Source organism: Alteromonas sp. Mac1 (genome assembly GCF_001562125.1).
In the GTDB taxonomy this organism is placed as follows: domain Bacteria; phylum Pseudomonadota; class Gammaproteobacteria; order Enterobacterales; family Alteromonadaceae; genus Alteromonas; species Alteromonas stellipolaris.
The window spans coordinates 412797-435000 of sequence record NZ_CP013932.1; the positions used below are offsets into that span (position 1 = coordinate 412797).

Annotated in this window: 18 protein-coding genes; 12 read left to right on the plus strand and 6 right to left on the minus strand. The window is 43.2% G+C overall.

Going from position 1 to position 22204, the window contains the following annotated elements; translation table 11 throughout:
• Positions 1-1512, plus strand: coding sequence for an alpha,alpha-trehalase TreF (gene treF, locus AV939_RS01665; RefSeq protein WP_057794506.1), 1512 nt, complete (start codon positions 1-3; stop codon positions 1510-1512).
• Between the two features lie 165 nt (positions 1513-1677).
• Here treF and AV939_RS01670 read toward each other — a convergent pair whose 3' ends face one another.
• A complete protein-coding gene (locus tag AV939_RS01670; protein WP_057794504.1) occupies positions 1678-2556 on the minus strand; it encodes a DMT family transporter in 879 nt (292 codons plus the stop codon).
• 310 nt (positions 2557-2866) lie between these two features.
• Here AV939_RS01670 and AV939_RS01675 point away from each other — a divergent pair, with 310 nt between their 5' ends.
• Positions 2867-3370 (plus strand): HAD family hydrolase, encoded by a 504-nt coding sequence (locus AV939_RS01675; protein WP_057794502.1) that lies wholly within the window; start codon positions 2867-2869, stop codon positions 3368-3370.
• Here the strand turns inward: AV939_RS01675 and AV939_RS20115 are convergent.
• Positions 3329-3523, minus strand: coding sequence for a hypothetical protein (locus AV939_RS20115; protein ID WP_138118157.1), 195 nt, complete (start codon positions 3521-3523; stop codon positions 3329-3331). The genes AV939_RS01675 and AV939_RS20115 overlap by 42 nt on opposite strands.
• A gap of 104 nt (positions 3524-3627) precedes the next feature.
• Between AV939_RS20115 and AV939_RS01680 the strand changes: the two genes are divergently transcribed.
• The 3 genes from AV939_RS01680 (at position 3628) to AV939_RS01690 (ending at position 10611) form a co-directional block, all read left to right on the plus strand.
• Positions 3628-7509, plus strand: a complete 3882-nt coding sequence (locus AV939_RS01680; protein WP_057794500.1) for a hybrid sensor histidine kinase/response regulator transcription factor — start codon at positions 3628-3630, stop codon at positions 7507-7509.
• An 817-nt stretch (positions 7510-8326) separates the two neighbouring features.
• A complete protein-coding gene (locus AV939_RS20470) occupies positions 8327-8494 on the plus strand; it encodes a helix-turn-helix domain-containing protein (protein WP_082605068.1) in 168 nt (55 codons plus the stop codon).
• A 497-nt stretch (positions 8495-8991) separates the two neighbouring features.
• Positions 8992-10611, plus strand: a complete 1620-nt coding sequence (locus AV939_RS01690) for a polysaccharide lyase family 7 protein (protein WP_057794496.1) — start codon at positions 8992-8994, stop codon at positions 10609-10611.
• A gap of 58 nt (positions 10612-10669) precedes the next feature.
• On the opposite strand, the gene AV939_RS01695 is transcribed toward AV939_RS01690, so the two are convergent.
• From AV939_RS01695 to AV939_RS01705, 3 genes are all read right to left on the minus strand, one after another.
• Positions 10670-10993 (minus strand): DUF3392 family protein, encoded by a 324-nt coding sequence (locus AV939_RS01695; protein WP_057794494.1) that lies wholly within the window; start codon positions 10991-10993, stop codon positions 10670-10672.
• 97 nt (positions 10994-11090) lie between these two features.
• Positions 11091-11972, minus strand: a complete 882-nt coding sequence (locus tag AV939_RS01700; protein WP_057794484.1) for a sugar phosphate isomerase/epimerase family protein — start codon at positions 11970-11972, stop codon at positions 11091-11093.
• 31 nt (positions 11973-12003) lie between these two features.
• On the minus strand, positions 12004-13011 hold the full coding sequence (locus AV939_RS01705; protein ID WP_057794482.1) for a LacI family DNA-binding transcriptional regulator: 1008 nt from the start codon (positions 13009-13011) through the stop codon (positions 12004-12006).
• A 378-nt stretch (positions 13012-13389) separates the two neighbouring features.
• Here AV939_RS01705 and AV939_RS01710 point away from each other — a divergent pair, with 378 nt between their 5' ends.
• The 7 genes from AV939_RS01710 (at position 13390) to AV939_RS01740 (ending at position 21038) form a co-directional block, all read left to right on the plus strand.
• Positions 13390-14553 carry a Gfo/Idh/MocA family protein gene (locus tag AV939_RS01710; protein WP_171008972.1) on the plus strand — a complete coding sequence of 388 codons (1164 nt, stop codon included), beginning with the start codon at positions 13390-13392 and terminating at the stop codon, positions 14551-14553.
• A 15-nt stretch (positions 14554-14568) separates the two neighbouring features.
• Positions 14569-15675 carry a sugar phosphate isomerase/epimerase family protein gene (locus AV939_RS01715; RefSeq protein WP_376738711.1) on the plus strand — a complete coding sequence of 369 codons (1107 nt, stop codon included), beginning with the start codon at positions 14569-14571 and terminating at the stop codon, positions 15673-15675.
• A gap of 32 nt (positions 15676-15707) precedes the next feature.
• On the plus strand, positions 15708-16922 hold the full coding sequence (locus AV939_RS01720) for a nucleoside permease (RefSeq protein WP_057794480.1): 1215 nt from the start codon (positions 15708-15710) through the stop codon (positions 16920-16922).
• Complete coding sequence (locus AV939_RS01725) at positions 16915-17838, plus strand: hydroxypyruvate isomerase family protein (protein WP_057794478.1); 924 nt, start codon at positions 16915-16917, stop codon at positions 17836-17838. Before AV939_RS01720 ends, AV939_RS01725 begins: the two co-directional genes overlap by 8 nt.
• A gap of 49 nt (positions 17839-17887) precedes the next feature.
• On the plus strand, positions 17888-19573 hold the full coding sequence (locus AV939_RS01730) for a GMC oxidoreductase (RefSeq protein WP_057794475.1): 1686 nt from the start codon (positions 17888-17890) through the stop codon (positions 19571-19573).
• The gene (locus tag AV939_RS01735) at positions 19573-20190 is read left to right on the plus strand and encodes a gluconate 2-dehydrogenase subunit 3 family protein (protein WP_057794473.1); all 618 of its coding nucleotides are present in this window, start codon (positions 19573-19575) and stop codon (positions 20188-20190) included. Before AV939_RS01730 ends, AV939_RS01735 begins: the two co-directional genes overlap by 1 nt.
• Before the next feature lie 131 nt (positions 20191-20321).
• Complete coding sequence (locus AV939_RS01740; RefSeq protein ID WP_231751186.1) at positions 20322-21038, plus strand: 3-keto-disaccharide hydrolase; 717 nt, start codon at positions 20322-20324, stop codon at positions 21036-21038.
• Positions 21039-21245: 207 nt separating this feature from the next.
• Here the strand turns inward: AV939_RS01740 and AV939_RS01745 are convergent, their stop codons facing one another.
• Complete coding sequence (locus AV939_RS01745) at positions 21246-22136, minus strand: LysR family transcriptional regulator (RefSeq protein WP_057794470.1); 891 nt, start codon at positions 22134-22136, stop codon at positions 21246-21248.
• Positions 22137-22204 lie beyond the last annotated feature (68 nt).

The window sequence follows — 22204 nt, forward strand, 5'->3', positions numbered from 1 at the left end:
ATGGCATTAACAACAAGTGGCTGGCGAAACTGCTTGCCATTCTTTAAAAGCAATTTGTTTAAAGATGTACAAAACGCGGCTTTATTTGAAGATAGCAAAACCTTTGCCGATGCCATTGTATTAGGTGATTGGCAGAACGTGATAAGCCAATACGAGCAGCAGAGGAATAACGAGGGCTTTAGTTTGTCGTCTTTCGTTGGCACTCATTTCAAAATGCCGGATATGGTAGCGAGCCGTGCAGGGGGAGCTTTTACTACTGTGCCAGAGTATGTGCAACATATGTGGGATGTGCTTACCCGTACACCAGATGCAAACAATGTGGATAGCTTAATTAGCCTATCACGCCCATACATAGTACCTGGCGGCAGATTTCGAGAAATTTATTACTGGGATAGTTACTTTACCGCATTAGGGTTAATTGATTCTGGAAAAGCTGACATGGTAATTAACATGTTGGAAAATTTCTTAGACATATTAGATGAAGTGGGCTGTATTCCAAATGGAAATCGCGCCTATTATTACACTCGCAGTCAGCCACCTGTTCTGGCACTAATGTTTTCGTTAGTAGAGGAAAAGTTAAGTGAAACACAGCGTCAAAGGGCTATAGCTGGCATCGAAAAAGAATATGCTTTTTGGATGAATGGTGCGCAAAGCATAAGCGACACGCAAGACGCTAAGCAAGCAAGTGAACACCTAGTGCGCATGCCTAGCGGTGCTTTACTTAACCGGTATTACGATAGCGAAGCCTCGCCACGTCCGGAGTCGTACAGAGAAGACATAGAAACGGCCGAGCAGGTAGGCGCAAAATCGGTAGAGTTTTACCGCCATATAAGAGCCGCATGTGAATCAGGCTGGGATTTCAGTTCCCGCTGGCTTGCCGATGAAAACGCCCTGTCTAGTATTCGTACTACTGAAATAGTGCCTGTTGACTTGAACGCACTGCTGTATTTTGTTGAAAATAAATTAGCGCGGGTTAGCAGTGAAGCCAATGCAAAAAAATACCGTGAAGCCGCTACTAATCGAAAGCAGGCAATAAATACGTATTTGTGGAATGAAGACAAAGCCTGTTTTTACGATTACCACTTCCCCAGTGCTACGCAAACTGCTGTGCTTTCGGCAGCTGCCACCGTTCCTTTGTTTGTAGATCTTGCCACCAATGCGCAGGCTGAAGGGGTTAATATTGCCCTTAAAACTCACTTGTTAGCCCGCGGCGGAATAGTAACTACAGCCAATAGCACCACCCAGCAATGGGATGCGCCAAATGGATGGGCACCTCTGCAATGGTTTGCGGTGAAAGGGTTACTAAATTATGGTTTTACCGAGGAAGCGAGCGACATTATTAATCGCTTTACGCAAACCATTGAAGAGCATTTTGCGCAAACTGGCGTAATGCTAGAAAAGTATAACGTGTGCGAGCCTGACAAAACGGCAAGCGGTGGAGAGTACGAAGTTCAGCTAGGGTTTGGTTGGACTAACGGTGTTTATACTCGCTTTAAAACTATGCAAGGCTAAACGAAAAGCCGCTAGTTCCGCTAACGCCTTTATCTTTGATTTATAAATTTAAGATTTAAAACAGGGTTAGCGGCGCTAGTCGCAGTTTATATTTGGCGCTGATTGCAAAGGCGCTGGCTCCACAAGGTATTAGCTATACACTGAATGCCAAAACGCCTTCTTGTACTACAAGGGCGTACCGAAGCTTACCAAAATGCCCACACCCACCAACGCAACAATCGACCATATCAGCGTAGCCTTCGTAGCTTTTTCGCCCATCACCCACGCAACGCCTAGCGACATTAAGGCGCTGGTGGCAATTAGGGTTTGCACCACGGCAGCTTTGGCATAGGCAAAGGCAAACATTTGAAGGTAAATAGCGGCGGTAGTGCCTAATAAAGTAGCCAGTATAAACGCAGGCCAAACCCGTTGGTTGGATTCAATTACCGGCAACCATTTACTGCGAGTAACGACAATTAACGGCACTACAAAAATCATACCGCCAACTAAGCGCAAGAAGGCAGCACTGGCGGCATCTATATCACCACTGCCTAAAATGTCACGGCTAACGACTGCGCCTACGGCCTGGCATAAAGCAGCACCTACGCCATACATATAGCCAGAGGTAGCAAATACATGAGTAGTATTGCGCCTGCGCGATTTTATTACCATGTCGACCGACAATAGCACTACCGCAATACCTACCCATTGTTGCCAGGTTATCCATTCGCCAATAAAGGCCATAGCAAAAAGGGCAGTAAATAAAGGCGCTAGGGTTTCGGCTACTAATACCGCTTGGCTATCGCCAATCGATTTTAAAGCTTTAAAGAAGCAGGTGTCGCCAATACCTATACCAATGAAACCACTTAGTAGTAGCCAAAGCACGGCATTGGTTTCATAAGCGTTTGGCTGCACTAGGGCAATAACCACAGCCAAAATAGCGATAGAAATAAGGCCCTTCCAAAAATTCATGGTAAGGGGCGAGAATGCGTTACCTGTGCCCCTAAATAAACGGGCGGCTATTGCCCAACAAAGTGCCGTACCTAGTGCTGCGAATACGCCCATTAGTAACCTATAAAATATGAAGCTTAGAAAAAAGAGCCGCTATGCTAAATGAAAGTGAATGCGTATGTTAGTAGATATTAGATAATATTGGTTAACTAACTAAAAGTTAACGGAAACACAGTCACGCTTGTGCCACTATCTTAGCCTGTGCACGGTAATAAGCATCTGCACGCTAATAGTATTAACCATGCTAGACGAGCAATATTAGTTTGCTGCCGAAGCGAGTTATAAAAGCCAGATACCAAAACTGGCTACGAAAACCGGCTATGAAAACACGTGTAAAAAACTAAAGGCAAAAAGAGTATAAAGAATGGATTTAAGCGGTATTAAAGGCGTTATTTTTGATTTAGATGGTACCTTGGTTGAGTCTAGCCTTAACTTCTCGCAAATGAGAGCCGACATAGGCTGCCCGCAAGACGAAGACATTCTTACGTTTATCGACAATATGGTGTGTGAACAAGAAAAAGCGAAAGCCAACTACGCCATACTGCAACATGAATTAGTTGATGCCCAAAATGCAAAATGGCTACCCCTTGGTAAGCAAATGGTAGATAAGGTACTTGCAAACAATTTGCCCATCGCTATTGTGACCCGCAATTGTCGAGAAGCCACCGCTATTAAAATAGTTAATAATTGTATTCCCATAGAGTTTGTACTTACCCGAGAAGATGCCCCAGCCAAGCCCGACCCCACAGCACTGTTACACATAGCCCAACACTGGCAGCTACAACCCGAAGACTGCCTGTATGTGGGTGACTTTATTTACGATCAATTAGCTGCCGAAAATGCCGGTATGCAGTGGTTGTTGGTTTAGCGAGTCTAGACCTATGCCTGGTGGAGTTGGATTTTCTGGTTCAATTTTATAACCCAACTCTGGAAAAGCCGCAAAAGAACTCATTCCACCATAGACATTAGTATAATCTTTCTCATTCAACTCTTGTATGTTTGTTTTTTGTTCGATATTCATAGTGTTTTACTCTTATAGTATTAATTTTTATCGGTATTGCTAGTTCAGCAATTACAGAATAATAAATAACTATGAGCATTGAATATGAATATAGGGACATATAAATGAAATGGGTCAAGAGCTCGTTTTTTGGCTCAATTGTTATTGTTTTGTTACTGGGTTTCGATGTTTTTGCATCAGTCGGAAGTGAAAGCTTCCACGGGCGTAGCGTATTTGCCGGGACTCCCGCAGGGGTAATATGGGATATAGAGGTTGTTGATGAAGCTATATACCTTGCCGCAGAAAATGGCGTTTTTCAGATTGTTGGACAAGAGTCTCAAAAAGTAAATTATAACCAGTCTAATTTAGAAACAGGCATAATTTCAGATGTGGCTTATGAGCAAGGCTATCTTTGGGTTAGTGAATTCGGGGTTGGTGTTTTTAAATACAACCTAAAGACAGGAGTATCAGAACAGTTTATTTCTGATTCCTCAGATTTAAAGAGTGTTTGGAATTTAGTTGTAACGCCTGACTATTTAGTAATCTCATTAATTAACGGTATATACGTTGTTAATAGAACAACGAGAGAAATACAAAATTGGGCAGATGAAATTTCATCTAGATCTTTATCTGGTGCCTATTCATTAGTGTCTGCAAATCAAACTAGCGTACACGCGATTTCAGAAACGTACCATATAGAGATAGATTTGACTGGTCAGAGTGTGAAGCTCAGTCCTTTGACAAAAGATTATCCCAAATTATCAAAGTTGACTGCTATTTCTTATTTTGATTTCAAGCAGTATGTAGGCGGACCTGAAGGTATCTACATAATAAATGAGCAAAAAAATACGAAAAATTTCTATCCTTTTGATACAGCTTTAACAATAAGAAAGCCATTGAGCAAAATATTTATCGCTGACGAAGATAATATCTGGATTGCTGCGGGCGGGCTATACAAAGTTATTGAGGGTGCTATTACAGCGATTGATTGGATGAATCCAATTATCACATCAGATGCGATACACTCGATAGCAGCAATTAATAAGTTAAGAAACGGAGAGTTGATTCTAGCATCAACACAATTGGGATTGATATCGTTGTCAGATTCTCAAAAGGCAGTTAACTATCTGAGTTTCAATGAAGTCCTCTACCAAAAAAATATTAGATCAGCAGGTACAACAAGGGAGGGAGTTGCATTTATAAAAGATGCTAGTAATAGTTATTTTTTGCAAACTAAAAATGGCTCGTTAACTCTCCACACTTCCAAAGCCGCGAAATGTCTAGATGGTTACGAGATTAAATTTGAAGAAATTTATTTGAAAGAGAGAGGGGAAATGAGTTTCTGCTCAAACCCCTACAACCACATTATCAAGTTAAGTGACAATAAATACTATGCATATGCTCTCACGGAAGATGGATGGAAATATTATCTAGCTGATGTCGCTTCAATTTTAGATGAATTTGATGCGCCCCCGTTTCTAAAAGATTCTATTGTATTGTCTTCTGGCGAGCTAATGGGATTCGATGTGAACAGCTCCATACATATTCAGTTGTCTAAGTTTAATTGGAAGGTGTTGCCTCCCTCAGAGACAGGTTGGAGCAGAATCACTTGCATCATAGAATTCAACGATACTTATTTGGTGTGCTCCTCTGGCAGTGGGCTCAGTGAAATAGATAGCACTACTGGTGACATTTCAAAAAGTAAATTACTAGATAATTCCGATATTAGATTTGTTCGAGCGGGACTTTTAAGTAGCAATGGAAATTTCTGGTTTACTACAAATATTGGACTCTTTCTTTATGATACAAGTGACGACAACTTGTATCAACTAGATAGCGAGAATGGTATTTGGGATGTCGACTTTGATTTCGGGGGAATTCACGAACTAAATGATACTATCGTTATCGAAGGAGATAGATTCGCTTATAGCATCAATGAGAAAGTAATAATCAAAAGTTTGAGTGAAGCAAACGTTGCACCAAAAATTTCTTTCCTCAAAGCCGAATGGCTCAATGAGAAGGGTGAGGTAGACTCCTTATACCCTATTTTTTCGAACTCTGCGTTTACCATCGGTAGCGGCTATCAGACACTTGATTTCAGCGTCGCATCAAATAGTTACGTGGAAAGCTACAAGCATAAACTAGAATTTAGAATACTCGGGTATATTGAAGATTGGCAAACTCATAACGCATCAAGTATGAATTTGGCTATTTCTGATATTGGCTATGGCAATTTTGAATTGCAAGCTCGGGTACAGTCACCCCATAGCAACCTTGATTACCCCATCAATTCTCTGCATTTCAAAATAAATCCACCGTTCTACTTAAGTCACTACGCCTACTTTCTATATGCCATCCTTATGATTATGTGTGTCTATTTATATCGAAAAGGCTATCTAAAACTAGTGGCCTCTATGGTTATTAACACTTCACTGGTACAGAAGGTATTAGGTAGGTACGGTGCTGAGCATAAGAATAAAATAGAAGCATTAGCACAAAACAAAATTCGGCTTTTCAGTAATGTTTCGCACGAGCTTCGCACGCCACTGCAACTCATTATGAGCGAGTTAGGTAATTCGAAGAAAAGTGATTCAGAGAAAGAAAAGCTCAATATCACGGCGTTAGTCCACAATGTTCAAAGAATGGAAAACTTATTAGATCAAGTGAACACGGTAGACAAACTGGGTACTTCAACGCTAGAAAACTTTAGGTTGTACTCTGTAGATGATATTAAAATTATAGCTTCAAGTTTAGACTCATTAGTGAAAACAAAGCGCCAAGTACTCGATGTAAGTACAAGAGGCACAGGCACTATTTCACTTTTAAAAGGTAGCTTAGAGTCGATTATCGGGAACCTCATTACTAACGCGGTTAAATTTACCGAAAACAATGGAATAATTAAATTTTCAGCGGTTTTTGATGAAGATAATCTAACACTTAGCGTTCGGGATAATGGGAAAGGCATCGATGAGTCTAACCACCAAGAAATTTTTAAGCGTTACAAAAGGATAGATCCATCTCCAGAAGCCACAGGCGAGGGAATTGGTTTGTCTTTAGTTAAAGAGTTGGTGGCTATGAATCAGGGCGAAATATCTGTCGACAGTGCGCTAGGCAAAGGCACCAAGTTTATAGCGACTTTCCCCATAGATGATATACAGCTTTTAAATAGTCAAAACTTAGATGAGAGTACTGATAGTAATTGGGAAGACAAGCCAGCTATCTTGTTAGTGGATGATAGCCGTCAACTTCGTAATCACCTTTTTAAGTTATTCTCTTCGACCTACAAATGCCTTGTGGCTAGAGACGGAAAGCAGGCTCTAGATATTCTACAGATTCACAAAGTTAACCTAGTCATAACCGATCTTATGATGCCGGTTATGAGTGGGCTGAACTTTGTGGAAAAATTGCGTGATACTGATGCTTTAAATTATTTACCCATCATTGTTTTAACGGCAAAAGTAGATGATGAATCAAAAGAAAGAGCCTTACAGGCGAATGTAGACTGTTTGCTCACTAAGCCTATCGCTGATGAAGAATTAATGCTCAGAGTAAGGCATCTTGTAGCATTAAAACGAGCCCCATCAAACAATCTCTCGTCGTCAGACATGAATAAAAGCGAAGACAGCTGTATTTTATTGCCAGAACTTTTGTCAGAAAAAGATATGGCTTTTTACCTTAACTTTATCTCTGTTTTAGAAAAAAATTATCAAGATGAATATTTTACTAGGGATAAAGCTGCTGATTTATTGCTAATAAGCCCCAGAAGTTTAAACCGAAAGCTTTCAGAGCTATTTGACTACAACTTCAGCGAGTTTCTCTCGCGATTCAGAATAGACAAATCCAAAGCGCTACTAGCCAATGGTGCCTCAGTTATTTCGGTCGCTATAAGCGTAGGCTTTGCCGGACCGTCCTATTTTTCGACCACATTCAAACGCATCATGGGTATACCACCCAAACAGTATTCCAGCACATTAGTAGAGCCTCGCAGTTCAGAACATCAGGTCTAATTAGCAGCAATTGTTTCACCAGTAAGTCATTTAAAAGCACACGAGCGTTACAGCTTATCGGCAAGTTGACTAACAATTTTTACCCAGTAAAAACTCTTACAAGTTTTACTATATACTGCTGAAATTAGGCGGTTTAAGTAGACTGCGTTTTACATGTGATTAGGTTTTTCAAACCATTTAATAGACGAGTAGAGCACTTAAGAGTGCGTGTTAAATTACCGTACATATAAATTTATATTAGTTTAAAGGTTTAACGTGAATAGAAGAAATAGATATAGACACTACCCTAAAGTTTTAGGGGCTATGGTGCTATGGGCATTGGTAGTTTCCGTCGTTAAGATTATACCAATAGACTGGCTTAGAACAACACTGATTGTATTAGCAACGGTTGTGACCTTTATCTATGGTTCTTTTTATATATCCAAAAAGGACTAAACATAGATTTTAATCAACAAGTAATAATGGATAGGGGTAATGTGTGCTAATAAAAAATCAATTTTAAGTTTGAAAAAGTCGGTGTTATTTTCACTAATGGTCTTGTGGAGCGCGTTATTCGGAATATCGGTTCTACTCAGTCAAACTGATGTCATTATTTTTTGGATGAAATTGAACCGTTTTATAGTTATCGTACTTTCGTTCATTTATTCAATTTTCTTCATTCTCGTTGCAACATCTTCAAGCATACAAAATTTAGTTATTCAAAATACAAAACGAAATCAATTTGATGAAAAAGTATTTTATTTTACTTCCTTTGTCTCTTTTGCCTTTTCAGCAACGACATTTTTTTTGAGTTTACAAGCAAAGTAGGGCGTTCCAAATTTGTGGGGGCTTAGCCGATGGCGCTTCAGTCATTTCGGTCGCTATAAGCGTAGGCTTTGCCGGACCGTCCTATTTTTCGACCACATTCAAGCGCATTATGGGTATACCACCTAAACAGTATTCCAGCACATTAGTAGAGCCTCACGGTTCAGAGCATCAGGTCTAATTACCGAAATACCTCCTACAAAAAGTCAGATTAAAGCGCATACATTAATTTTATTAACCAATTTTGCACTTATTGGTAATGTATTTGGTTTTTATTGGCCATTCTTTCTATCTCTTTTTTGCTTTGTAAACGTTTCCACTAGGTCCCATTTGTTAATGCTTATTATAAATAATTCTCATTTCTACCTTTTGATTGTTAATTTTAAGAATGCAATCATATCTATGATTTATAGTTGCTTTTTTGTTTATTTTTGCCCTTTCGAGTAATCCTGAATCTATCAGATTACTTTTTGGTAAGTGTTTTTGTTAATAATTTGTATTGATCTTATTGGTTTTTTGGTTAATCATTTTACATGTGGGTTGGATTATTGGTATTACCATTTTGGTAAGCTGTATTTCTAGCCTGTATCGAAAAATGAATTTCGTTTTTAGTCACAACTTATTTTGTTGCGATTACTTTAATTGGTTTACCAAACCATTAATTACAGGACAAATTGCATGAACATCAGGACACGAAAAACATCACTCTCTTTTGTAGTGGGGACCGCGCTTACCTTAGCAACCACCTCGTTTGTACACGGAGCCTCGGTAGCCATCGATAACCCAGGGTTTGAAAGTGGGTTCGATGGATGGACCGATACCGACCCTTCCGCGGTATCTGGTAACGCCTATGCAGGAAGTAGCTCTGCTAAAATTTCCGGTGCGAATGGTAAAGTAGAGCAATATGTTGATGTTACACCTAACACCGACTACACCTTGCAGGCGTACGTAAAAGGTATTGGTAAAGTTGGTGCCGATGTTAACGGCACGCGGTTTAATAGAACCGGTGGTGGCAGCGATTTTGAACCTGTATCGGTAAGCTTTAATTCAGGCTCTGCAACTTCGGTTAAAATTTATGCAAATTATTATGGCGGCGAAGGTCGATTCGACAATTTCACGCTGGAAAGTGCTGGCTCTACAACGCCGCCGGGTAATTCCACATGTTCAGGGAATGACAACTTAAGCATTAGTACTGCAACCGACAATGGCACTAACGATGGTCATGGGCCGCTAAATACCATCGATAACGACTTAACCGATGAGTCTCGTTGGTCTTCCAACGGCACTGGCAAAACGATTACTTACGATTTAGGTGAAGTGGCTACAGTAAAAGCATTGCAAGTGAAATGGTTTAAGGGGAATACCCGTAGTTCGTTCTTTGATGTGCATACTTCTACCAATAACAGTAACTGGAATGCCGTGTTACTTTCAGGTGCGTCAAACGGTTCAAGTTCTGGTTATGAAACCCATGATGTTACTGATTCTGATGCCCGTTATGTTCGTATTACTGGGTTAGAGAACTCGGCGAATACGTGGAACAGCATTGTGGAAACCAACATCTACGGCTGCGGCGGAGATACTGATAACACGCCTGATCCAACGCCTACACCAACTCCCGGTAATTTTGATATGAGCGATTGGGACATGGAAGGTGCCGACCCACGTGTTGGCGACACCATGGAGTTTGACGCCTTACGCGAACAGCATGTTACGCCAAACGGAAATGGCTGGCGTCACGAGCTTAAAATTAAAGAAGAAAAACGTGTAGCAATGACCGCCGTGTTTGAAGATTTCCAAGCAAACATAAAAGTGGAAATGTCAGACGGTTCAAAAGCCATCGTTGCCCAGCACCATGCTAGCGACACAGGCACCATTATGAAATTATATGTTTCAGACACCAGCGAAACCGGTTTTACACCAACTAACGCTGGCGTAGAAAGTGACAGCGTTGCCAGTAATGGTATTTTTGATGTGTATGTTCGCCTTGCACGAGAAGACGGTTCCGGTGAAGACAAGCAGTTGCTTGGTACTATGGTAAGCGGTCAAAATTTCGATTTTAGAGTTATTAACGACCATGGTTATGTGACGGTTTCAGCGTTTGGCGAGTCTTTCTCTCGAACCATTGAAGACAGCACAGATTCTTACTTGAAATTTGGTAACTACTTACAAGCGCAAGATCCAGAAACGAGGGAAGACGTAGATGACTCAGACGACTGGGCTGCGTTTTATGCCAGTGAAGGTATTACGGAAAGCTTGCTTACCTTTTCAAGCATTAACTACATTCGTAACGAAGATTAATGCCTAGTTAATTATGCTATTTAAAATAGAAAAGCGAAGCCAGTGGGCTTCGCTTTTTTTATATATATCTTCTACGCTCGGCCAAAAAACCAATAAACATGAAAGCGAATACGAAGCCTGCACCTTGGTATTTCCAAGGTAGGTAAGCAATGATGTGATGCAGAAAAGGGGCACCATAAAGGGTTAATGCACCATAACCAAAGGCGCATAGCACTACAAAAAGGCTAACCCGCAATATGAAATGATAGGGGGCTAAAATACGCTTTATATGGCTATTAATAATATCGCCGTACACCACTAAAATGGTGGCCATAAGCATGATGCTCATTTCGGCGTAATAAGGGCTTAACGTGCGGGATAGGGCACTGAACAGTTCGTTCATACGGCATTACTCATGATAACGACACCTACAACATAAAGGTGGCGTTATCATAACGATATATACGGTTTTGCTAAAGCGCTTTGCTAAAAGTGTCTTGCTACAAAGTACTGTTTAGCATACTTACCGCTTTATAGCCTTGTTCAATAGTGGCAATACGATCGCCGGTTTGATCCCGCTCTACAAATTTGTGTTCTATACCGGCCACATTGCCATGAGCGAAGATAGTTTCAAAGTCGATAACACCTGTGCCCACATCGGCAAAACTTCCGTCTGTCGCCATATCTTTTACGTGCCAAAGTTTGAAGCGCCCAGGATATTGCTTAAAGTAATCTACGGGGTCTTTTCCGGCTTTAACTGCCCAGTACAAATCTAGCTCCATAGATACTAAATCAGAGTCGGTTTCAGTAATAAGTACATCTAGCGGTATTTCACCATCACGCACTTCAAATTCAAAATCGTGGTTGTGATAAGCCAATGTAATATTGGCTTTACTACAGGCTTCACCAATTACGTTAAGTTTTTCAGCAAGTGCTTTGTAAGGCGCTATGCCCTCGCCGCGCTGCGCTTCGCTAAGCCAAGGCACCACAAGGTATTTATGACCTGCAGTTTGAGCATCATCTAACACTTTCTCTAAGTTATTATCAAAGTCATCTAGCTGGATATGAGCAGACGGGGCAGTTAATCCTTCACCGTCTAAAATAGTACTAATTTCTTTAGCGCTATGACCAAAGTAGCCTGCGAACTCAAGTTCGTTGTAGCCCACCGCACTTACTAATTTTAATGTGGCTGGCACGCTAACTTTCATAATATCGCGCAGGGTATAAAGCTGTAATCCAATACTGTTGCTCGCCATACCATTTGAGTTTAACGACTTAGCTGTATGTGAATGTGCAAGTACGCTGGGTATAGCGGCGCAGCCTGCACCTAATGCCGCGGCACGAATAAACTGCCTGCGGGTGAAAGTGGAAGGGGTGATCATAACATTCTCCTTAACGCGCCATTATGCGCTATTACACAATCTGGGCTGGGCCAGTGCTGCCCCTAGCAATGAGTTCAAACGGCATAATAACTTTTGGTGCTTTACGAATTTTGCCGTTAATGACGTCTATCAATAAGCTTACTGCCGTTCGGCCGAACTCTTCGGCTGGCTGGGCAATCGTGGTTAACGGTGGATCGCAAAATGCCGAAAAGGCAATATCGTCAAATCCCGCTACTGAAATATCTTCAGGTATACGCAAGCCTGCTTGTTTAAATGCTTGCATAGCACCTATTGCTGTTTCGTCGTTTTCACAAAATACGGCAGTGGGTCTTTGCGCTTGCTGGGCAATGGTTACGCCAGCGTTATAGCCTGCTTGAAGCGTGAAGTCGCCAGGAAATAGCAGGCTGTCGTCAAAGGCAATATTGGCGTCGTTCAAAGCATCTTTATAACCCGACAATCTATCTTGAGTGAGTGGGCTAGAGTGGGGGCCTTTAATCATGGCAATACGGGTATGGCCTAATGCTAACAAGTGTTCGGTCATGGCTTTGGCGGCGGCACGGTTATCAAGTGCCACGGTAGGGTACCTACCTTCATCAATAACTTCACAAGCATTTACCATGGGCAACAAGCCATTGTCATTAATCATGCTGTCATCTAGCGGGTTCAATGCGCGTAATTGAATTAATCCATCGGCCTGAGACGTGCTTACCATTTTAGCGTAATGGCTTTCAATATCGGGGTTACCTAAGGTATTCGCCAGTAAAATGGAGTAGCCCAATTCGGCAGCCGTTTCTTGCATGCCGCTAATCACTCGCGCAAAAAACACATTCGCAACCGTGGGAACCAACACAACCAAGTTGTGGGTTTTTCCAGAACGAAACTTTACCGCCATTAAGTTGGGCTTATAGCCCACTAGCTCAACCGCCGTCATTACTTTAGAACGGGTTTTTGGAGAAACGCGCTCGGGTTGTTGAAGTGCCCGAGACACTGTTGCCACCGATACGCCAGCGCTATCAGCAACGTCTCTAATATTTGCCATTTACTCGTGTCTTGTTTTTATTCGCACATTTGCGAACAGATTAGATTAATGTAACCGATATCATTTGGAATTTAGAATACGGATCTTTCTTAAAAAATCCAGTGCTAAGTGTATATTTTTTGTAAATGATTTTTGCGTCTTAACCCGTCAATTCGCTGTTTTAATGCAAAGTACGTTTGTTTTAAGACTATTTGGCTTATCTTCTTAAACTTAAGTTTAACAAAAAACGCTCAAATACATTGACAGACAAAAATGTAATCCGTTACATTTTAAATATAGTTACAATAATGCAACAAGTTTGCAATGAGTAAGCTTGATACTAGTACAGTTTACTGGTTAAGCACTGCACCACAACGGGAGCTACGCAGCATGGCGAGAATGCAGAAAGTAAGATTAGGTATGATAGGTGGTGGTGAAGGCGCATTTATTGGGGCGGTTCATCGCAACGCATTCGGGTTAGATGGTCAATACGATTTGGTATGTGGCGCCTTTAGTCGCGACCCCGGCAATAATGAAAGCACGGCCGATAGTTTAGGCGTTGAACGCAGCCGTACTTATGCTTCGTGGGAAGACATGCTAGATAAAGAATCTGCGCTTCCAGAGCAGCAACGCATGCAAGTGGTTTCTATTGTTACGCCGAATCATTTACACGTACCTATTTCAGTGGCCGCAATAAAAGCTGGCTTTCATGTATTCTGCGAAAAGCCCGCCGGTGTTGGCTTGGGCGAGGTAAAAGACTTACAAGATTTACTCCATAGTACCGACAGATTATATGGCTTAGCGCACACCTATTTGGGTTATCCCATGGTGTGGCAAGCGCGTCATATGGTTCAAAGTGGCATGCTAGGTAACATTCGTAAAGTGTTTGTTGAGTACCCACAAGGGTGGTTATCGGCAAATGAAGAAACCCATAATAAACAGGCTAAATGGCGTACCGACCCAAGTTTAGCTGGCGGTAGCGGCTGTATGGGCGACATTGGTACCCACGCTTTTGGACTTGCTGAATTTGTTTTAGACGATGCTATTACGGCCTTATGTGGTCAGCTTTATACGCACATTGATGACAGACAGTTAGATGACGATGGCGCAGCGCTGATTAAAACCAAGAAAGGTGCTACTGGTGTGTTGATTGCCAGCCAAGTGTGCGCAGGTGAAGAAAACGCCTTAAAGATAAAAGTGTATGGCGATAAAGGCGGATTAGAGTGGCATCAAATGGAGCCGAACTCTGTGGTGTATCGCCCCATAGGCCAGCCATATCAAGTATTCCGTGCTGGACTAGGGCAACCCGGGTTGTGTGATGAAGCTGTTAATCGTTGCCGTATTCCAGGCGGACACCCCGAAGGTTACCTAGAAGCCATGGCAAATTTATATAACGATTTTGCCAAAGCGGTTCGTGGCGATTCAAACCATACAAGCAGCAAAGCAAACGGTGTACCTGGCATTAAATCCGGTCTTCGCGGCATGGCGTTTATTGATGCCATGTTGGCCAGTAGCGACAGTGATACTAAGTGGGAAACCGTCAGCCCAGTTGGCACAGAATAAGTGGAGCATATGGCAATGGAACAACAAGCAAAAGAACAGAAAGCAAACGAACAACCAGCCAAAGAAGCTATGCCAATTAAAGGCCCTGCCGTCTTTTTAGCCCAATTTATGGGTAAAGAAGCGCCCTTCGATACACTTGAAAACATGGCCAAGTGGGCAGCTTCATTGGGGTATAAAGGCATTCAAGTGCCTACGGATCCGGCGCTTTTCGATTTAGAAAAAGCAGCAGAAAGCCAAGAATACTGTGACGAAATAGCCGCTACCTGTAGGGCGGCGGGCGTAGAAATTACCGAGCTATCAACGCACTTGCAGGGGCAATTGGTGGCGGTACATCCTGCTTACGATGAGCTATTTGATAACTTCGCACCAGCACATTTGCACGGCAACCCAAAAGCACGTACCGAATGGGCGGTAAACCAGCTTAAGTGTGCCGCTATTGCCAGTAAGCGCTTAGGACTAAGCGCCCACGCTACCTTCTCGGGTGCCTTAATGTGGCATTTAGTGTACCCATGGCCGCAACGTCCTGCCGGGTTAGTAGAGCAAGGGTTTGCCGAATTAGCTAAGCGTTGGTTACCTATTTTAGATGCCTTCGATGATGCGGGTGTAGACGTATGTTATGAAATTCACCCAGGTGAAGATTTGCATGATGGTGCTACCTTTGAAATGTTTTTAGCCGCGGTAGATAACCATCCTCGTGCCAATATTTTGTTCGACCCTAGTCACTTTGTGCTGCAGCAGCTCGACTATCTCGACTTTATCGACAGATACCACAGCCGTATAAAAATGTTCCATGTGAAAGATGCCGAGTTCAATCCCAACGGCAGAAGTGGCGTTTACGGTGGTTACCAAGATTGGAAAGATCGCCCAGGTCGCTTTCGTTCTCTTGGCGATGGGCAAGTCGATTTCAAAGGCATTTTCAGCAAGCTTACTCAGTATGGGTTTAGCGGATGGGCAGTGCTTGAATGGGAATGCTGCTTGAAAGATTCTGCCCAAGGTGCGGCTGAAGGTGCGCCTTTCATTGCCCAGCATATTATTCAGCCAACGCGCTACGCGTTCGATGATTTCGCCGGTGGCGAAGTAAGTGAAACAAAAAACAACCGCATTTTGGGCATAAGCGAATAACGCTTTCCCGCTGACACAGGATAATAATAATCATGATAACCCTTCGTCTTAGCACCATGATGTTTTTGCAGTTCTTCATCTGGGGGGGCTGGTTTGTCACCTTGGGGACTTACTTAGCCGGCACCCTAGCGGCCAGTGGCGGTCAAATTGGTATGGCCTTTTCAACCCAAAGCTGGGGGGCCATTATTGCGCCATTTATTGTGGGGTTGATTGCCGATCGATTTTTTAATGCCGAGCGCATCTTAGGTGTGCTGCATCTATGTGGCGCGGTACTCATGTATATGATGTATCAGGCGAGCGACTTCACCACCTTTTATCCGTATGTTTTGGGCTATATGATTGCTTATATGCCAACCCTTGCACTAGTGAATTCAGTCGCTTTTGGGCAAATGACAAATCCTTCAAAGGAGTTTGGCAAAATTCGTGTGTGGGGCACAGTAGGCTGGATTGTCGCGGGCTTACTTATTAGTTACGTGTTTTCTTGGGATTCCACTTCTGCTATTGCCGATGGCATGCTTAGAAACACCTTTATGTTATGTGCAATAGCATCGTTAGCCTTGGGCATATTCAGTTTCACCTTACCGGCAACACCGCCAAAAGCGGCAGGCCAAAAGACAGGTTTACGCGATGTGTTGGGGCTAGATGCGCTAGCGCTGCTTAAGGATAAGAACTTCTTCGTCTTCTTTTTATCTTCTGTACTTATTTGTATTCCCCTTGCGTTTTACTACCAAAATGCCAATCCGTTTTTAACCGAAATTGGTGTTGAAAATGCCACTGGGAAAATGACCTTAGGCCAGGTGTCTGAAGTGTTATTCATGCTTGCACTACCTGTGTTTCTAAATAAATTTGGCATTAAAGCTACCTTGTTAATTGGCATGGCTGCTTGGGTACTACGTTACGCCTTGTTCGCTTTTGGTAATGCAGACGAAGGGCTGTTTATGCTGATTGTGGGCATAGCCTTGCATGGTATTTGTTACGACTTTTTCTTTGTGTCTGGCCAAATTTATACCGATGCGAAAGCAGGTGAGCGTATTAAAAGCGCCGCACAGGGGTTAATAACTTTAGCCACATACGGCGTAGGTATGCTGATTGGTTTTGCAGTAGCTGGAAAAATAACTGATGAGTACACCACGGCAACATCTCACAGTTGGCAAGATATCTGGCTGTTCCCAGCAGGCTTTGCGGCTGTTGTATTAATTATTTTCTTGATGTTGTTTAAGTCAGAAAAGGTTAGCACCAATGCATAACGAAAGCAGACGAAGCTTGATAAAAGCGATGGCGCTGACGGGCGCTGGTGTATTAGCACCTTCAGCGTTTCACAGCGCACACGCGGGCAGTACAGCAGATATTAAGGCAAATCGAACAGAGAATGGCATGAAGCAATCATCGCTTAAAGGCAATATTAATCATTCTGTTAGTCGCTGGACATATGGCGATCTTTCCATAGAAGAGCTGTGTAATACAGTGAAAGAGCTTAACTTCTCGGCGATTGATTTAGTGGGGCCTGAAGATTGGCTGGTACTCAAGCAACACGGTATCGATTCTTCTATGTGCAATGGCGCTGAAATTAGCCTTGAAGATGGCTTCATTCATAGTGAACTTCACGACGAATTAGAAGCGCGATACTTAAAGCATATCGACCTTGTTGCTGATGCTGGCTACACCAACCTTATTTGTTTTAGCGGCAATGCCCGTGGAATGAGTAAAGAGGAGGGGTTGAACAATGCGGTGGCAGGTTTAAAGCGCATTTTACCTCATGCCCAGAAGCGCGGTGTGGTGATATTTATGGAGCTGTTTAATAGCAAAATAGACCACCCTGACTACATGGCCGATAGTTCAAAATGGGGTGTTCAGTTGTGTAAGCGACTTAATAGTAAGCACTTTTCGTTGCTGTACGACATCTATCATATGCAAATTAACGAAGGCGATATTATTCGCACCATTCGCGATTTTCATCCTTATTTTGGTCACTATCACACCGCCGGTGTGCCAGGACGAAACGAAATTGGTAGCACTCAAGAGCTGTATTATCCAGCCATTGCTAAGGCCATTTTAGAAACAGGTTTCGATGGATATTTAGCGCAAGAGTTTATTCCAACACCAGATACAAAAGCAGGCAGAGTTGAATCGCTTAAAGAAGCGATCAGTATCTGCGACGTATGACTTTACAATCAAACACCATACATGAAGTGCGTGTTTAAGGGGACATAACATGGCAACGAACGAATACGATGCAATCGTAGTAGGTTCTGGTATTAGCGGAGGCTGGGCGGCCAAAGAACTCACCGAAAAAGGCCTAAAAGTACTAATGCTTGAGCGCGGTAAAAACATCGAGCACATTAAAGACTACAAAAACGCACACAAAGAGGCGTGGGACTACCCACATCGCGACCTGCCTACACAGGCGATGAAAGTAGATTACCCTGTACTTAAGCGAGACTATCCGCTTAATGAATCTACCAAAGGCATGTGGGCGAACGAAGTAGAAAACCCTTATGTAGAAGACAAACGCTTTGATTGGTATCGAGGCTATCACGTCGGTGGGCGTTCGCTTACTTGGGGGCGACAGAGTTACCGATTAAACAAAGCTGACTTTGAAGCGAACGGCAAAGAAGGCGTAGCCGTAGACTGGCCTATTCGTTATGAAGATGTGGCGCCTTGGTACGACTACGTAGAAAAATTTGCAGGTATTAGCGGAAACCGCGACGGCCTAGATGTGTTGCCCGATGGTATTTACCAGCCCGCCATGGCACTAAACTGCGTTGAAAAAGACGTGGCTGCACGAGTGCAAAAAGCCTATAGCGGCGTTCGTCATATTATTTCCGGCCGCACTTCAAACATGACAGAGCCGAAGCCAGAGCACGGACGTGCAAATTGTCAGTACCGCAATAAGTGCTGGTTGGGTTGCCCATTTGGCGGCTATTTTAGTACTCAGTCTTCAACGCTTCCCGCAGCAATGAAAACCGGTAACTTAACGCTTCGCCCTTTCTCTATAGTGAAAGAAATCTTGTTTGATAAAGACAAGAAGCGCGCGACTGGTGTTGAAATTATTGATGCTGAAACGAACGAGACTTATGTTTTCAAAAGTAAGATTGTTTTTGTGAATGCTTCTGCATTCAATTCATCGTGGTTACTTATGAACTCTGCCACAGATGTATGGGATGGCGGTTTAGGTAGCAGCAGTGGTGAATTAGGTCATAACGTGATGGATCACCATTTCCGGGTGGGTGCGTCAGCACAAGTTGAAGGCTACGACGACAAATATACATATGGTCGCCGCCCAAGTGGTTTCTATGTTCCGCGCTTTAGAAATTGGGGCGATGACAAACGAGACTACTTACGTGGGTTTGGCTATCAAGGTGGCGCTAGCCGTTCAGGCTGGCGACAAGATGTGGCTGAGTTAGGTGTTGGTGCAAGCTTAAAAGAGGCTATGTCAGAACCCGGTGGTTGGACAATAGGTATGACTGCCTTTGGTGAAATGTTGCCTGACCATTCAAATCGCATTTATCTGAACAAAAAAGTAAAAGACAAGTGGGGTTTGCCCGTACTCGCTATGGATGTTGAGATAAAAGAAAACGAACTGAAAATGCGTAAAGACATGCAGCAAGATGCCATCGATATGTTTGAGGCTGCTGGGCTTAAAAACGTGAATGGCTGGGATGCAGACTACGCACCAGGCATGGGTATACATGAAATGGGTACTGCACGTATGGGGCGTGATGCTAAAACCTCAGTGCTAAACGGTCACAACCAAGTATGGGATGCTCCTAACGTATTTGTTACCGATGGTGCGTGTATGACATCCGCAAGTTGTGTAAACCCATCACTTACCTATATGGCACTTACCGCTCGCGCGGCTAGCTTTGCTGTAGAAGAGTTAAAGCGGAGAAACTTGTAATGGAACGTAGAGACTTATTAAAACTCATTGCTACCGCCACAGGTACTGCCCTTGTGGGTGGCAAAGCGTTGGCCTATGACATTGTTGCCCCTGTGCCTTTGTCTGAAACAGGCTTTTCAAAAGAAGATGTGGCGCTCATTAATGAAATGGCAGAAGTCATCATTCCGCAAACCGACACGCCGGGAGCAAAAGCGGCAAATGTTGGCTTAGTGATTCCGGTTATTGTTGCTGATTGTTATACCCCTAAGCTACAAAAAGCGTTTAAAGACGGCATGAAGGCGATTAATGTTCGTAGTAATGCAGCATTTAAAAAAGACTTCCTGTTATTAAGTAGTTCGCAGCGTGAAACCTTATTTACAACGCTAGATACAGAAGCGAAAGCCGCTAATTTGGCTGAAGGTATTAGCAACGGCATTCCAACGGCTAAACCAAGTCAATGGGAAACAGGCAGCGAAGGGCCTATTCCGCACTATTTCACGTTACTGAAACAGCTTACCTTGTATACCTTTTTCACGTCGAAATTAGGTTCAACTAAGGTGCTACGTTATGTAGCAATTCCCGGTTATTACAATGGTGAGCTGCCTTATAAAAAAGGTGACAGAGCGTGGGCTACCTAAGACTTTCACGTAAAAAAGAGTTAGCTGCGAAACCAAATACATTGTGCAGGGAAAAATACATGAAATTACATAACAACGGGTTGGCTAAAGTAGCTGCATTAGCTGCTCTGTTAACAACATCAATGACGCCTATGGCTTTTGCTGATAATACTGAGAGTGCAGAGCAACTTGAGCGCGCGGAGCGTGAAAAACAAGCGGCCAAAACAGAAGTGTGGAAGCCAGTACCCGCAGTAGTCACCGCGAAGAAGAACGCGGTTCCTTCTGACGCGATCCCCTTATTAGCTAACGATTTGTCGGCGTGGGAGTCGGTAAAAGGTGGTGACGCCAATTGGCAGTTTGTAAACGGTGAGCTTACGGTAAAGCCGGGTACGGGCGATATTAAAACCAAACAAGGTTTTTGTGATGTGCAGCTGCACGTAGAGTGGAAAGTGCCTCAGCCAGAGCCTGATATGGAAGGGCAACAGCGTAATAATAGCGGTATTTTCTTTCAACAACGCTATGAAATTCAGGTGCTAGATTCCTACAACAATGCCACTTACCCAAATGGGCAAGCGGGCAGTGTGTATAAGCAGACCATTCCACTGGTAAACGCTATGCGCGCGCCAGGTGAATGGCAAGAATACGATATTATTTTTAAAGCACCGGTATTCGATGGCGAGGCACTTGAATCGCCTGGGTATATTACCGTTATTCATAACGGCGTGGTGGTACAAAATCATGTAGAGATACAGGGTACTACCGAGTGGATTGGTGCACCGAAATATAAAGCCCATGGTTGTGAGCCTATTCAGCTGCAAGATCATGGTAACTTAGTCAGCTTTAAAAACATGTGGGTGCGAGAGCTGTAGGCAAAAAGCGCAAGTTTTGCTGATATACAGCTAAACGCTAAACATAAGCAATCGATACATACTGTCAGCAGGTGCTTTAATGAAAGACCTGCTGGCTGTTTTTTATTGGCCTATTTTACTAGCATGTTTTATGGCGGGTTTTATTCCGTGGAGTATTTACGCTAAGCGCACGGTTAGCGCATCTCGTTATGAAAGCTTTCAAAGCCCTCATAGCGCTTTGTCTTCCCAATCTGCGAAGTACTGCACCAGATAATCGATGGCCATTCGAACCCTAAGCGGCATGAAGCGTTTGTTCTGATACACAATCCAACTGCTTGCCCCGTCGCCCCAGTAAGGTTGTAGTATGGGCTGTAACTTTTCAGCTTCAACCGACGCACTAAAGGTACTTGTAGGCATATAGCCAATACCCAAACCTCGTTCACACGCATCAAGTACCGCATTCGCATTATTACTGCGCCAACGGCCTTTCACTTTTATATTTTCTTGTACGCCATTGTTTGAAAACTTCCATACATCGTTATTAGAAATAACGCAGCTATGTTTTTTCAAATCACTCGGGTTTAAAGGTTCGCCAAATTGCGCTAAATATTCCCGTGTGGCAACCGCCATCATGGGCCTTTCAATCAGTTTACGCGCAACTAGGCTAGAGTCGGCCAGTTCGCCGTAGCGAATAACAAAGTCTACATCGTCCTCCACAAAGTTAACCATGCGACTGTTAAAGTCCATATCAATGGTTAACTTAGGATGCGCTAAAGCAAATTGCATTAACGCGGGCGCCACGGCGTGCTCAGCAAACCCGCCTGCGGCACTTACTCGCAGCACGCCATCAAGTGTTACCTGCTGAAGGCTTACCTGTTCATTGGCTTGTTGAAGGCCAATAAGTAAGTCTTTAGCGTGCTGATAATAAAGCGCGCCGTTCTCGGTTAAATTGACTTGGCGGGTAGAGCGGGCCAATAAGGTACAGCCAACTCGCTCTTCAAGCCGAGCAACTTGCCTGCTGATGTGACTCGTGCTGCAACCTAGTTGTTTGGCCGCAGCTGAAAAGCCTTTACGCTCGGCCACGGCTACAAATTCTATAATGCCTTCGAAGCTTTCCATTCGTTCAACTCGGGTGATGTAAATTCGTTTACGCTTTAAAGAGTATCATTGTTGCTGTATGGCAATAG